Genomic DNA, 12,582 nt, shown 5'->3' on the forward strand with positions numbered 1-12,582 from the left:
GTGCGTGTGCGGATGGGTGTGCACGTGGCCGTTTTCATGGACGTGCACATGCGAATGTGGCCGGCTGACTATGCCCCGCCGCAGGCCCCACACGGTGTAGGCGATGCCAAACCCGATGAGCAGCCACGATGCTGCCTGGCCCCGCGCACTCTCGATCCCTTCCAAAGTGCTTACGGCAATTCCCGCAGCCACGCCCACCGCGCCGATCAGGACCGAGCTCAACACGTGACCGATGCCGCAGGCCAGCGTGACCAGGAGCGTCTTCGCAACCCGCCAGTTGCGTGCGCGCGCCAGCACCACAAACGGCAAATAGTGATCGGGTCCTATGACCGTGTGGACAAAGCCTATGGATGCAGCAGAGGCCATGAGTATCGCCCAGGTGGAGCCTGGCATGTGCCCTCCTCGTCTCTATCGGCTCAGACTTTGCGTTTCCCAACTCGCCGACAACAGCCAGTTCCTCGACTCGCCTTCTATGTCAACCTCCATGACCTTGCCCTGCGCGTGCAGCTCAGCCAGCGCCTGGCGGATGGCGTGCGGTTCCCAATCGAATAGACGCGCAATATGCAGCGGCGAGGAGACGAGCACCGTGCTGAAGTACTTCTCCAGGATCTTCGTCCGCGCTTGCTGCGGCTCCATGTCCCGCGCTCTCTCGACCTCCGCTGCAAAACGCCGCACCACCAGGTCCCACACAAAGGTGAAAGGCTCATAGAGCTCCGCCACTTTGACGATGTACAGCTTCATCTGCAGCTCGGCCATAGCCCGGTCGAATTCATAGCGCTGCGCGGGACTGGCAAGTCGGCTCGCCTCTTTCAGCTCGCGGGTAATGCGGGGAGAGCGCTCGACCAGCGCGTCCATGATGCGCTTGGCCGCGGGGCTGAGGTGGCCGCGGCGGTACTCGTGCAGATAGTCCGCAGCGTCATCTGCTATGCCTCGCGCGCTGCAGAAGTAAGGGAAATACTCCAAGGAAATCATGGTGGGGCGGGAGCGCAGCGCCTTGCCGTAGTAGATCTTCTTCTCAGCGGCAAGCACGTCCTTCGCTTCCCAGACCAGGCCGATGGACCAGTCGTGCTGAATGTGTTCCGGCATCTGCGGGTTCCGTTCCCCGCACACGGCATGCCAAAGACAGGGGAGCTCAGAACGCTGTGCGGCAAAGGCAAAACAGAAACCCACCTGATTCACAAAGGCTAAGGCCTCTCGCACCGAAGTGACGCGCAACTCCCTGGTGCGCCGATAGAGGCGATCGCGGCGCTGCTCGACTTCCTCCCAGCTCAGGCGCAAACGACTCGCGCCGGCTCTCCGAGCTGGCTGCGCAGCGCGACGTGCAGCAGCAGGGGCCCCACGTCTTTTCACGGCGTCTGTTCCGGGCGAAGCGCCCCCATGGCGCGCAAAACTCGCAGCACTTCGTCCACGTGTCCCTGCACCTTCACCACGGGGAAGACGGCGCGCACGTTGCCGCGTTCGTCAATGACAAAAGTGGAGCGGTGCGCCCTGCCGTCCGGGCCCATGCTGCCGTAAGCGCGGCAGACCGCACCACTGGTGTCGCTGAGCAGGCGGAAGTTGAGTTCGAGCTCCTGGCAGAACTCCTGGTGCGACTGGGCGTTGTCGACGCTCACCCCCAACACCGTGGCTCCCAAAGAATCGATGCTGCCCAGGCGGTCGCGGAAAGCCGCGGCTTCAAGTGAGCAGCCGGGCGTGCGGTCCTGAGGGTAGAAGTAGAGGACTACCCGTCGCGTGCCGCGGAAGTCACTCAGGCTCACTATCGAGCCGTCGTCTGCAGGAAGCGTGAACTCTGGCGCCGGGGCGCTGACCCGCGGCATGCCCAGCGCCCAGCGTTCAACCTCAGTCTTCCCGCATGCCAACAGGAGGAAAAGCCAGATCATCCCTCCTGCCTTTGCCCAGTCCCTTCCTTTCACCGCCGTCACCTCATGTTTCTCAATGCATTCTTTCGCGGCGGCGCCTTGGCCAACTCGCGCTCTTCTGTCCAGTCCGTTCAATACAGCAGGATATCCGTCGCTCCAATTCGATGCAACTCTCGGAAACCCGCGCCCGATAGGCCACGCACTCCACGCCCGCCGCCACTGCCTGCCGCAGGGCACCGCCATAGGCCGGGTCGATGTGGTCAGCTGGCCGCAGGAGCTGCGCATCACTCCTTTGCACCACAAAGAAGATGACTGCACGCCACCCGCGGGCGACCGCCGCGACCAGCTCTTCGAGGTGCCGTTTACCGCGCGTGGTCACCGCGTCAGGAAAGTAGGCGACGCCACCCTCGACCAAGGTGACGTTCTTCACTTCCACAAAGCAGCGGCCAGCGGGCCCGCTCAGCATGAAGTCGAAGCGCGTGTGGGGAGCGAACCGCACCTCCGGCTTCAATTCGTCGTAGCCGGAAAGTTCGGGCACCAGTCCGCCACGCAATGCCTCTGCCACCAGGCGGTTAGCCCGCAGCGTATTGATGCCCACCCATGCGCCGTCCACCATCACCAGCTCCCAGGTGAAGGCGCAACGCCGCTTGGGGTCGTTAGCAACGGAGAGGAGCACAAGGCTCCCCGGCGCGCTGCATCCGCGCATGCTGCCGCTATTGGGACAATGGGCTGTCACCAGCCTGCCATCGGCCAAACGCACGTCCGCGAGAAATCGCTGATAGCGCCGCACGAGCGTGCCGGAGAACAAGGGGGCGGGCAGTTGCATGGGCGCGCCTACAGTCCCTCGCTCGTATTGAACCGACAGATCTCTTCAAGGCTCTTGCGCGCTTTCGGCTTGAGGGGCGCATGGGCAGGGTAGCCAAGGGCGATGAGGCTGACAACCCGGTAGCGCCGCGGTATGCCCAGCGCCTTGCGCGCACCGCGTTCGCTGAACCAGCCAATCCAGCAAGCGCCCAGGCCCAGCTCATGCGCCTGCAAGACCACGTGCTCGCCAGCAATGCCCATGTCCAAGAGGTAGTACCTGGTCCCCTGGATCCGCGCCCCCAAGCGATTGGCCAGCACGTCGGGTTTGGCCAGCAGGGCGATGAGTACGGGCGCGGCAGCAGCCCAACGCGTGGGCGCGTAGATGCCACCGAAAGCAGCAGCCGCTAACTTTGCCTTGAGCGTCGGGTCATCCACCACCACGAACCGCCACGGCTGCACGTGCTCGGCAGAGGGCGCCCATCGTGCCGCCTCAATGCAGGTGAGAATCTTGTCCCGCTCCACCGGCCGGTCGGCGAACTTTCTAATGCTGCGGCGAGTCTGCACCAGTTCGAGGAATGACCGCATTGGTCGTCTCAAAAAAGGCTGAGTTGGGCCTGGCCCTGCTGCTCGTCCTCGGCGAAGATGATGATCTTGCCGAACTCCCCGTCGTGGCCAGGCACAATGTGGAGCTTGCCCTGTCGCACCCGCATGATGCCCGTGAGAATGCGTTCGGGCACAAAGCTGGCAAGCTCACGTTCGTCAAGGTCGAGGAGGAGGCGGAACTCACTGCCCGCTTCTGCGACCAGTCGCAGGTACTCGTTCTGCACGCCCACGGTATCCACCCCTTGTCCCAACGCCTCAGCGATAATCTCCTGCAGGGGAATGAGGTGCACGGCAGGAACTGCGTTGGCGGGCACGAAACCAGGCGGCCGGTCGGCGAGCTCATCAACCCGATGCATGACGCCAATGGTGAGCTGCCTGCCACACACCGGGCAAAGACCGCCACGGCGTTTGGTCTCCTCCGGCGAGAACACCACACCGCATCGCCGATGTCCGTCAAAGTGGTACTTCCCCTCCTCGGGGAAAAACTCGATGGTCATGAGAAAGCGCTGACGGTCGCCAGTTTCGATGACCTCCTTGAGGCAGAAGTAGTCCAGCTCGCAGTCGAAAACGTTGGCCTCCCGTCCTATGCGCGAAGGAGAGTGGGCATCGGAATTGGAGACCAGAGTGATGTGATCCAGTTTCGACAAGCGCCAGTTCATCGCCGGGTCGGACGAAAGCCCGGTCTCGATGGCCTTGATGTGCGGCGTCATGTCCTGGAAACACTCTTCCAGGGAATCGAATCCAGAGTTGGCGCCAAAGACTGAAAACCACGGCGTCCAGGCGTGGGCGGGGATCACCATCGCCTCAGGACAAGCGTCCAGGATCACGCGCGTCAGGTCACGTGCGGACAGGGCAAAGGTGGGACGTCCGTCTGCGTCCAGTCTCCCGCGCACCTGCAAGGCCCTGGTGATGGTGTCTGCCCCGGCCAGCGTCGGGGCGTAGACCAAGAGGTGCACCTTCCGCGTCCTGCCGCCCTGCGCGTAGACGGCGGACAGCTCCGCGCTCAGCACAAAGCGGACGCTGCCGTCACCATCCTTGGGCAGGAGCAGACCGTGTCCGTCCTCCTGAAGCGTGGCCTCGATCTCTTGCCGATACTTGGGATGGGTAAAGTCGCCCGTGCCCATGAGCGCGATCCCTTTGCGCCGCGCCCACTTGGCCACCTCGGCGATACCCATATCCTGGCTGGTGGCGATGCTATAACGCGAATGGATGTGCAGGTCAGCGATGAATCGTGGCACGTCTCGTCCTCAGCGGTCATGCAGTTGCGTTTTCCCCGGCCATTCGGCAGGGTAACTCACGTGGCGCACAGAGGGAACTCCTCCACGGTCGAGTCCTCGGCAGCGCTCTCCTCGTTGAAGCCAACGCGCCGCGCGTACTTTCTCCCCCTCTCCAAGAGCTCTTGGACGCTGTCTCGGAGCCTTTCGCTGAACAGACGCAGGGTCTGTTTCTCGTGGTTGAGGAGGTAGTCGCGAATGTAATGCGGGGCACCTACGCGGAACGTCAGCTTCCTGCCCGGAAAGTAGGGGTGCTCGGTGCCGCGCAGAGCCGTGGGCAAAATGGGGATGTCCTCCAACCCCTCGTGATGCAAGTCGTAGACGATCTTCGCCAAGCCGTGCTTGAAACGACGCAAACGCTCGGGGCGGGAGGTCCCACCTTCGGGAAAGATGCACAGCAGGCTGCCCTGCCGCAGCGCCTCTTTGGCCAACTCAAAGAACGACTTGTCGTTTACCCCGCGTTTGACCGGAATGGTGCCACAATAGGGCACGCGCGAGACCATCACTCGCGCCGCCCAATCACTCACCTTGCGAATAGTGCCCTTGGCCCAGGCGAAAGAGAAATGTTCGCGAATGTACCGCTCCACCATCTCGCGACAGACCTCGAGGTCGAAGAGCTCGGCCGTCCCGACAAATGAGACCCGCCGAGGCACCACACCCCCGATAAAGAAAATGTCTTTCCAGTTGATGTGGTTGGCCGCCAGCACGGCTGCCCCTTGACGAGGGATGTGCTGCAGGCCGGACACGCAGACGCGTTGCGTGCGCACCCACCATTCCGAGCGCTTTTTCCACAAGTCATACAGTTTTTCGTTGAGGAGGATCCGCTCCATAGCCCTCTCGTTGGTCCTTCTAAGAGTCGCCCGTCTGCACGTCAGCACCATCGCACAGCGCAGACGAGATCTGCTACATCATCCGCGAAACGGTCACAAAAATATAGTTTCTTTCCCGCAGGCCATCGATAATGAGCGGCACCATTTTGTGCACTTGGTCGTCCTTGCGTTCCGTGCCCAAATGCATGAGGATGATGGCGCCCGCTGCCCCTTGCGGTTCGGAGCGCCCAAAGTTCACGATGCGCTCCACCACCTCCTCGGCCGTGTGGTATGCCGGTGAGTTCTTGTCCGCCACCCAATCCAAAGTGTCCATGGTCTCGTTGCCGTTCCGTCCCATGGTCCACCCGACCTGGCGGTAGCCGAGCTCGGCGGCCCACGCGCGAATTTCGGCATTATGCTCGCCGTACGGCGCCCGCCACAACTTGGCCATCTCCTTGCCCGTGACTTTCCGGAACAGCTCCTCGGTGGCGAGGAGCTCGCGGTGCAACAGCTCGCGCGTCACGCCAGGCCTGGTCAGGTGGCGACCGTTTTCCGCATAGGTGGTAAGATGTGGGTGAGACCAGGTGTGGTTACCGATCTCATGTCCGTCGGCAACCATCTGACGGACAAGGTCGGGGTAGCGGCGGATAAAGGCTCCGGTCAGGAACATAGTGCAGCGCACGCCCTTGCTGCGCAGCGCATCGAGAACCTCAGCTGCCGCGTTGTCCGAAGAGCCGCCGTCAAAGGTCAGGGCCACCAGGCGCGTGTCGGTAGGGCCCCGATCGAAAGATCGCGCCAGGTAGTTGACCGTGGGCAAGCCGTAGAAAAACTCAATGGTCTGCAAGACCTGGACGGAGCCGTCCGCCGAGGTGGCGCGGACTACAAACCGGTTCTGGCCGCGCCGGGCCTGTACGCCCGCGAAACGAAATGTGCCCTCGGGCGCCATGGTCACCGCCAGCAAATTCCCATCGGCCCACAGGCTAATGATCTGGTTCGGCCCTGCCTCGCCGACGATGTCGAAGGTACTGCTGCTCACCATCGCCCCTGGCCCGCTGACGCGCAGGGCGCTCGTATCCGGTGCTTCCACGCTGAGGGGTAAGCCAAAGCCGGTCAGGTGCTGTTCCAGGCGCTGGCTGGTGCGTAGCAGGCGCAGTAGCGTCAAAGCGGCAATGACCAGTGCCATGGCGATGAGCAAGTTGAAGAGGGACTGAAAACTCGGGCGCCAACGGAGCCTGCGCAAGCGGGATGCTCCCCTGCCAATAGCCCGCGCAGCCTGAGCGAGCAGAAAGCGACCGATGCAGGCGGTGCTGCAAAATACGTGGTGAAACGCCAGCCGCTTGCACTCTGCGCAGATAGGCGCTCCACACACGAAGCAGTGCCGTTTGGCAAGACGATCCGGGTGGTTCTTGCAGTACTCTTCGCTCTCGCTCAGCATAAAGTGCGGCTCCTCATGGCTTGCCCAATTTTACCACAAATGCCAGAAAAAGTCAAGGCAAAAAGCGACCGATGCAAGGAAAAGAAAGGCAGCAGCAGGTCGGCTGGCCACGTGCCCGCCCCAGTTTCTGCTTGACCAATTGCTGGGCATTTGGTATTTTTGACGCGAGGGAAGAGAGCATTTTCATCGGCTGCCGCCACACACGAGGAGGCCAATTGCAAAATCTGGTTTACGGACGCAATCCGGTGCGCGAGCTCTTACGCAGCAGGCGGGGCGTGCGCCGCTTGTGGCTTGCCACCACCCTCAGCCCGGGAGCAACGCAGGAGTTCCTCTCCCTGGCTGCCGCCGCCAATGTGCCGGCCGAACGTTTGCCCGCAGAAGAGCTCACCCGAATGGCGCAGACCCCCAAGCACCAAGGAGTGGTAGCCGAAGTGGAGCCATTTGCCTACGCAGGGATTGACGACATGTTCCGGCGAGCCGATGAGCGGCACGAGCCCCCGCTGCTTGTCCTCCTGGATGGCGTGGAGGATCCCCACAACCTCGGCGCCATCATCCGCTCGGCCGAAGCGGCGGGAGCGCATGGGGTCATTATCCCGCGTGACCGTGCCGTGGCCGTCACCCCTGTGGTGGAGAAAGCTGCTGCTGGCGCAACTGCTCATCTGCCGGTGGTGAGGGTTACCAACGTGGCACGGACAATGGAAGAGCTGAAGGAAAGAGGCGTGTGGTTCTTTGGGGCAGCCGAAGATGCGCCGCAGGACTATACCGCCGCGGATCTCACCGGGTCCACCGCGTTGGTCTTGGGAGGGGAAGGACGGGGGCTACGGCGCCTGACGCGGGAGAGGTGCGACTTTCTGGTGCGCATCCCCATGCACGGCAGGATTAGTTCGCTCAACGTGTCGGTGGCAGCCGGCATCCTGCTTTTTGAGGCTCGCCGGCAGCGCCGCGAAAGGTAAGAAGCTACCCCCGCCCAGCCGCGGTTCTTGCGCCAATCACTTTGCGCAGGGCCGCCGCAAGAAGAGGCAGCTCGTCATCGCGTACCGTGCGCATGTCTAAGTAGAGCTCGTCTCCTTGCACGTAGCCAATTACCGGTACCGGCAGGCTGCGCAGCCGACTGGCCAGCTCGTGAGCGCTGACGCCTTCACAGCTCACCACCACTGCGCGGCTGGGGATCTGCTCCAAGGGCAACGCCCCGCTTCCTGCCTGCGCGCTGCTCTGCTCGATGCGCACATGGAGCCTTTCGGCGTGCACGGCCGCGACCAGTTCCAGGAGCCGCCGCGCACGACCCTCCACTGCGCTGACCGGCGCCGAGAGCATGCGCAACGTGGGGTTGTCGGCCAGCAGCCGCTCCTCGTCCAGGAAGAGCCGCAACGTGGCCTCCAGAGCCGCGATGGTCATCTTGTCACACCGCACTGCGCGCATCAAAGGGTTGCTCCTGATGGCTTCCACGTAGGCACGCCGACCTACGATGATGCCCGCCTGCGGCCCACCCAGCACCTTGTCGCCGCTGAAGGTCACCACATCTACCCCTGCCTGCACGCTCTCCTGCACCAGCGGCTCATAGGGAAGTCCGAGCTTGCGCAGGTCAATGAGCACTCCCCCGCCCAGGTCGTGGATCACCGGCACGTGGTGCGCATGGGCCAGCTCGACAACCTCCCTTAGGGCTGGCTCCGCCGTAAAACCAAGGACGCGGTAGTTGGAGGTGTGCACCACCACCACCGCGCCGGTCTTTACGGAAATCACGCGCTCATAGTCGCTGAGCTTGGTCTTGTTGGTGGTACCCACTTCCACCATGATGGTGCCGCTCTTTTCCATGACTTCCGGCATGCGGAAGGAGCCGCCAATCTCCACCAGCTGGCCGCGGGAAATGATCGCCTCTTTGCCGCAAGCCAACGTGTTCAAGGCCACCAACACGGCCGCGGCATTGTTATTGACCACGCACGCGGCTTCGCCCCCACTCAGGCGACACAGCAAATCTTCCACGTGCTGCAGGCGGTTTCCGCGCTTGCCACTCTCGAGGTCAAGTTCCAGGTTGCAATAGTGCTCGGTGACGGCCAGGACGTTGCGGCGCACTACCTCAGCCAAGGGTGCCCTGCCCAGTCCAGTATGGAGCACAATGCCGGTCGCATTGATGACCCGCCTGAGGGAGGGACGGTGGAGAGCGGTGAGGCGTCTCCTCACCGCCCGCAGGACAGAGGCCACCACGGCTGCCCGCGAGTTGAGTCTCAGCTTCTCGCCCGCAAGGAGGCGACGGCGCAACTCCGCGAGCTCGTGCACCACTTCTTCCTTCACCAGCCAACGAGGAAAACGCGCGCAGAGCTTCTCGCCCTCCGTTGACGAAAGCACCGCCTCCACCGAGGGGAGCAAGCTCACGGGGCTTGCACCTGCTTGTTGTGCCTCGACGTCCTGCTTCGCTCGCATACCACCACCGCAGTCTTTAGGCCGTTGTGAGATAGGCACAGAAATCTTATGAAAACTGCGGCGAAATGTCAAGCTGTTTCTTCGGGCGAGGCCTGCCCCTTGCCCTTCAGGCGGCGCAGGTTGCGCGTGACCACGAAGAGTCCCACGGCCAACAGGCAAAGCGGCACCACCAACTCCTCTCCGCCAGGCACCTGCACCAGGACCAGAAAAGCGGCGACGGCGAGGAGGCTTACCGCCGGATATTGCGCCCAGCGCAGGCTCTCCGTTTGCCTGCCGTGCATGTAAAGAACCCCAAAGGTAAGCCCCAAGCCGGTGAAAAAGAGCACGCCATGATAGCCCCCAGGCACAAGGTGAGCACTCCGCAGAAGGGCGGTGACCCCAAGAGTCAACAACACTCCGCTGGGTATGAGCCACCACCACTGCTGGCGCTGCCGCAGAAAGGCACCGAGAAACAGTGCGCCAACGACGCAGAGAGAGACTCCCCAGATGAATCCGCGCTGGTCATGAGTGAGAGAGGGGAGAATCCGCTCCAATACCATCAGGCCGAGGATGCACGCCACAAGCAGCGCCCACCACTGCTGGCGATCGCGCGAATAGCTAAGAGCAAAAGCCACGGCTGAGACGCTCAGCATGACGGTCCAGACAGTGTGTCTCTCCAGAGCGACAACCCCCAAATTGGTCACGAGCAGCAGTACGCCAAGCAGGGTGATGAGCGCCCCGGCCACGAGCATCGCCTCGTTTGTCCTTTTCATGTCGCACCTCCCTTTCCAACAGGAGCCCAGGGGTCATAGTCCGCCAGTTCGGGCAAGAACCGGATCCCACAAGAGCACAGAGCCTCGCCTCCTCCAGGCCCCACACCCCTTTGAAACGGCCCCAGAGAGGAATTGTTTCGTGCCGGCTTGGTCTTTCAACGGATCGGCGAGAGGCCCGGCGCAAATTGGGGTCGGAAATCAGAAGCGGTAACGCAGTTCAAGAGTGAGGAAGGAAGTGCGCGAGTCATAGGCCTGTTCCCTGGTGTCGAGGTCGGCGTCGTAGTTGGCCATGACCTCCAGCTCCCAATGCATAGAGAGTGGCCAGGTAATGAAGCACATCAGCGCGGAAGCACGGCGGTCCGAAAAGAAGGACAGTCCTGAGGCGTCACGTGTGGGGGAGGCCGGGTACACGACCTTGCCGATAGAAGCATTCGCGGAAATGAGCAGGCCTCCAGGGCCACTCACGTCCACAGCGAGCGCGGGGCCTTGGGAGAGGTATTCGTCGATGCGCGCGAACGGATCATCTGTCAGACTGGCCACCTGCGCAGGCGTGCGCTTCTGCAGCTGATAGCTAACCTCGATGACGCCAGCCCTGGTCACTGGGAAACGGAGGGCTGGTGCCAGCTCCACCAGTCGATAGTCAGGCGTTGCCGAGCTTTGGTAGGCATAGTCCCTGACCCACAGCTCGGCGCGGAGTACCAGACCCAGCCAGGGAAGCAGGTCCCGCCGCCACTCGGCACGCACCTGCGCCTCCAGGTAATCGTTGTTGTAAAGGCTGTCCGCAAAGGGCGCCACAAACGAGCGGTAGCGGGCGCTTCCCTCGATGAAGATCCCCCGGTGAAAAAACCGGCTGCTCAGGCGGTGGTCATCAAAGTCCCGCGCTTGCACAGAGGGGTACCGCCAGTGCTCGAAGTCATAACCCACCGACAGTCGCGTCGCTGGCCCGGCAACGGCCGTGACCTCTCCGCCCAAGCGATGGGCAACAAAGTTGGCATAGAACTGCCCCGGACTTGCGTAGCGCTGCAAGGCCCCCGTGTAGGTCAGCGCGGTCGCTACCTGGGGGGCGAGCGCATAGGTGAGTTCCGCCCGCAGATTATCCCGGGTGTAATCCGGCATACCTGGGTCCCGGAAAACGGCTCCCTCTATGTCATTTTGCAGGGCAAGGTAGTGCCCTTTCCCGAATCGGGCCCGATAGCCGAGAGAAAGCCGTCCGGTTTGATAGTCCCGGCTGGAGCGCAGCTCAAAGGCACCGTCAATCAACTGGTCGCGCGGCGTGCCACGTTCCAGGGCAACACGCACACCGAGAAGGGGATTGCCCGAGCTTTCCGCCAGAGTCGTGTCCTGAAGCTCCCCGGGAAGGGAAAAGCGCTGCCTCCATCCTTCTATGCCCATGAATAGCTCGGGGTACCAGCGCAGGCGCTGAGCTGCCGGCTCAGGCCCAGGGGTCTCCGAGGGCCTCGAAGGGGCCGGGCGAGTCTGTGTGGCCGACGCATAGTCGGCAACGACGCTCAGCAAGGCTTCAGCAGCCTCCCATTCTCTTTGCGCCGCCAGGCGGAGGGCCTCCTGCAGCAAAGGGCGAAGCTCTGGGGCCAGTGCATTGGTGTCGCCGCGCGTCCAATAGTCGGGCACGATGCGCTGCACGCGGAGGAGTGCCAGCTCGTAGAGGGTCTGCGCCGTCTCTTGGTCCTCCGCGCCGATGCTCAGGCGGAGGGAGTCCTGGGCGTGAAGTGCCCCCGCACACAAGCAAACCAGGAAGGTCATGGACAGGGTGACCTTCCTGGTCAGGAGGGCAAGTTTACGAGTGACCGGCGAGAGCACTGGCCCCTACCGTTCTGAGTGCGCTTGGCTATTTACAGTCACCGAGGTGCCCAGTGCCCTTTTACCCACTTCCAGCCGCGAGGTGTCTCTCGCCAGTATCCGGGTACCCATACCTTCCCTTTGGGAGCTTTGGCCCAATGGCCCGGCGTCCACACCCAGTTTCCGTGCCATTCCCAATGGCCGGCTATCCATACGGCACCTGCGAACGGAGGAGGACCGCTCACCTCCGCGCGTACGGCGGGCGGGGCCGTGCGCACATACACCGCTCTGCTCGCGCACCCCGCAGCGAGGAGAAATACTACAGTCACTATCAAGAACATGACGAAAGCGCGTTGCATTACCCATACCTCCTTTCTCAGGGACTTCCCGAAGCGCGCTATTTTTTCACTCACCCAGCTGTCCACCGGTGTCCGATTGCGCTTCTCTATGGAGCGGAGGGGACCGGGCCGGATCCCAGTCCCCTCCTGGGAGGAGCACAGCATTCGCCTACTGGGCAAGCAGCATCTTGCTCACAAACAGGTGCCGCGCCCCAGAGGCTGCCTGTGCCTCGAGCCTGCAGATGTAGAGACCGCTGGCGACCTGGTTGCCCTGCCGGTCCTTGCCGTCCCAAAAGATGGCATGCTGGCCAGCGTCAAAGGCAGCGTTTGCCAGCTCACGAAGCGGCTGCCCGAGCACGTTGTAAATGGTAATCCTCACCTGTGCCGGCTCGGGCAGCTCAAACCTCACCGACGTGCCGGGGTTGAAAGGATTCGGCGAATTCCCCAAGAGAGCAAACCTCGCCGGCAGAGTCTGCTGGCCAGCCGGGGTGGC

At 62.7% G+C, this 12,582-nt stretch carries 14 protein-coding genes; 1 reads left to right on the plus strand and 13 read right to left on the minus strand.

The window, feature by feature from the left end; all coding sequences use genetic code 11:
* The 8 genes from H5U38_12760 to H5U38_12795 all read right to left on the minus strand — a co-directional run.
* On the minus strand, window positions 1-393 hold a 393-nt coding region (locus tag H5U38_12760; protein MBC7187897.1), incomplete at its 3' end, for a hypothetical protein.
* Between the two features lie 15 nt (window positions 394-408).
* The gene (locus H5U38_12765) at window positions 409-1,278 is read right to left on the minus strand and encodes a winged helix DNA-binding domain-containing protein (GenBank protein ID MBC7187898.1); all 870 of its coding nucleotides are present in this window, start codon (window positions 1,276-1,278) and stop codon (window positions 409-411) included.
* Window positions 1,279-1,346: 68 nt separating this feature from the next.
* Window positions 1,347-1,817 (minus strand): peroxiredoxin, encoded by a 471-nt coding sequence (locus tag H5U38_12770; GenBank protein MBC7187899.1) that lies wholly within the window; start codon window positions 1,815-1,817, stop codon window positions 1,347-1,349.
* Between the two features lie 115 nt (window positions 1,818-1,932).
* Window positions 1,933-2,685, minus strand: coding sequence for a DNA/RNA nuclease SfsA (sfsA, locus tag H5U38_12775; GenBank protein ID MBC7187900.1), 753 nt, complete (start codon window positions 2,683-2,685; stop codon window positions 1,933-1,935).
* A gap of 8 nt (window positions 2,686-2,693) precedes the next feature.
* Entirely contained in the window at window positions 2,694-3,248 is a 555-nt protein-coding gene (locus H5U38_12780) for a nitroreductase family protein (protein MBC7187901.1), read from the minus strand.
* 8 nt (window positions 3,249-3,256) lie between these two features.
* Window positions 3,257-4,441 (minus strand): DNA helicase UvrD, encoded by a 1,185-nt coding sequence (locus H5U38_12785; protein ID MBC7187902.1) that lies wholly within the window; start codon window positions 4,439-4,441, stop codon window positions 3,257-3,259.
* Between the two features lie 119 nt (window positions 4,442-4,560).
* On the minus strand, window positions 4,561-5,370 hold the full coding sequence (locus H5U38_12790; protein ID MBC7187903.1) for a 1-acyl-sn-glycerol-3-phosphate acyltransferase: 810 nt from the start codon (window positions 5,368-5,370) through the stop codon (window positions 4,561-4,563).
* A 73-nt stretch (window positions 5,371-5,443) separates the two neighbouring features.
* Window positions 5,444-6,784, minus strand: a complete 1,341-nt coding sequence (locus H5U38_12795) for a polysaccharide deacetylase family protein (protein ID MBC7187904.1) — start codon at window positions 6,782-6,784, stop codon at window positions 5,444-5,446.
* Between the two features lie 215 nt (window positions 6,785-6,999).
* On the opposite strand from H5U38_12795, the gene rlmB reads away from it, so the two are divergent.
* Window positions 7,000-7,737, plus strand: a complete 738-nt coding sequence (gene rlmB, locus H5U38_12800; GenBank protein MBC7187905.1) for a 23S rRNA (guanosine(2251)-2'-O)-methyltransferase RlmB — start codon at window positions 7,000-7,002, stop codon at window positions 7,735-7,737.
* Between the two features lie 4 nt (window positions 7,738-7,741).
* On the opposite strand, the gene H5U38_12805 is transcribed toward rlmB, so the two are convergent.
* The 5 genes from H5U38_12805 to H5U38_12825 all read right to left on the minus strand — a co-directional run.
* The gene (locus H5U38_12805) at window positions 7,742-9,202 is read right to left on the minus strand and encodes an L-seryl-tRNA(Sec) selenium transferase (protein ID MBC7187906.1); all 1,461 of its coding nucleotides are present in this window, start codon (window positions 9,200-9,202) and stop codon (window positions 7,742-7,744) included.
* Between the two features lie 68 nt (window positions 9,203-9,270).
* A complete protein-coding gene (locus H5U38_12810) occupies window positions 9,271-9,954 on the minus strand; it encodes a hypothetical protein (protein ID MBC7187907.1) in 684 nt (227 codons plus the stop codon).
* Between the two features lie 198 nt (window positions 9,955-10,152).
* Window positions 10,153-11,715 carry a hypothetical protein gene (locus H5U38_12815; protein MBC7187908.1) on the minus strand — a complete coding sequence of 521 codons (1,563 nt, stop codon included), beginning with the start codon at window positions 11,713-11,715 and terminating at the stop codon, window positions 10,153-10,155.
* Window positions 11,716-11,810: 95 nt separating this feature from the next.
* Window positions 11,811-12,110: a YXWGXW repeat-containing protein gene (locus H5U38_12820; GenBank protein MBC7187909.1), complete on the minus strand. Its 300-nt coding sequence runs from the start codon at window positions 12,108-12,110 to the stop codon at window positions 11,811-11,813.
* 148 nt (window positions 12,111-12,258) lie between these two features.
* Window positions 12,259-12,582 (minus strand): T9SS type A sorting domain-containing protein (locus tag H5U38_12825; GenBank protein MBC7187910.1); only part of this gene is annotated, 324 nt, incomplete at its 5' end.

Source organism: Calditrichota bacterium (genome assembly GCA_014359355.1).
In the GTDB taxonomy this organism is placed as follows: domain Bacteria; phylum Zhuqueibacterota; class Zhuqueibacteria; order JANLFK01; family Oleimicrobiaceae; genus Oleimicrobium.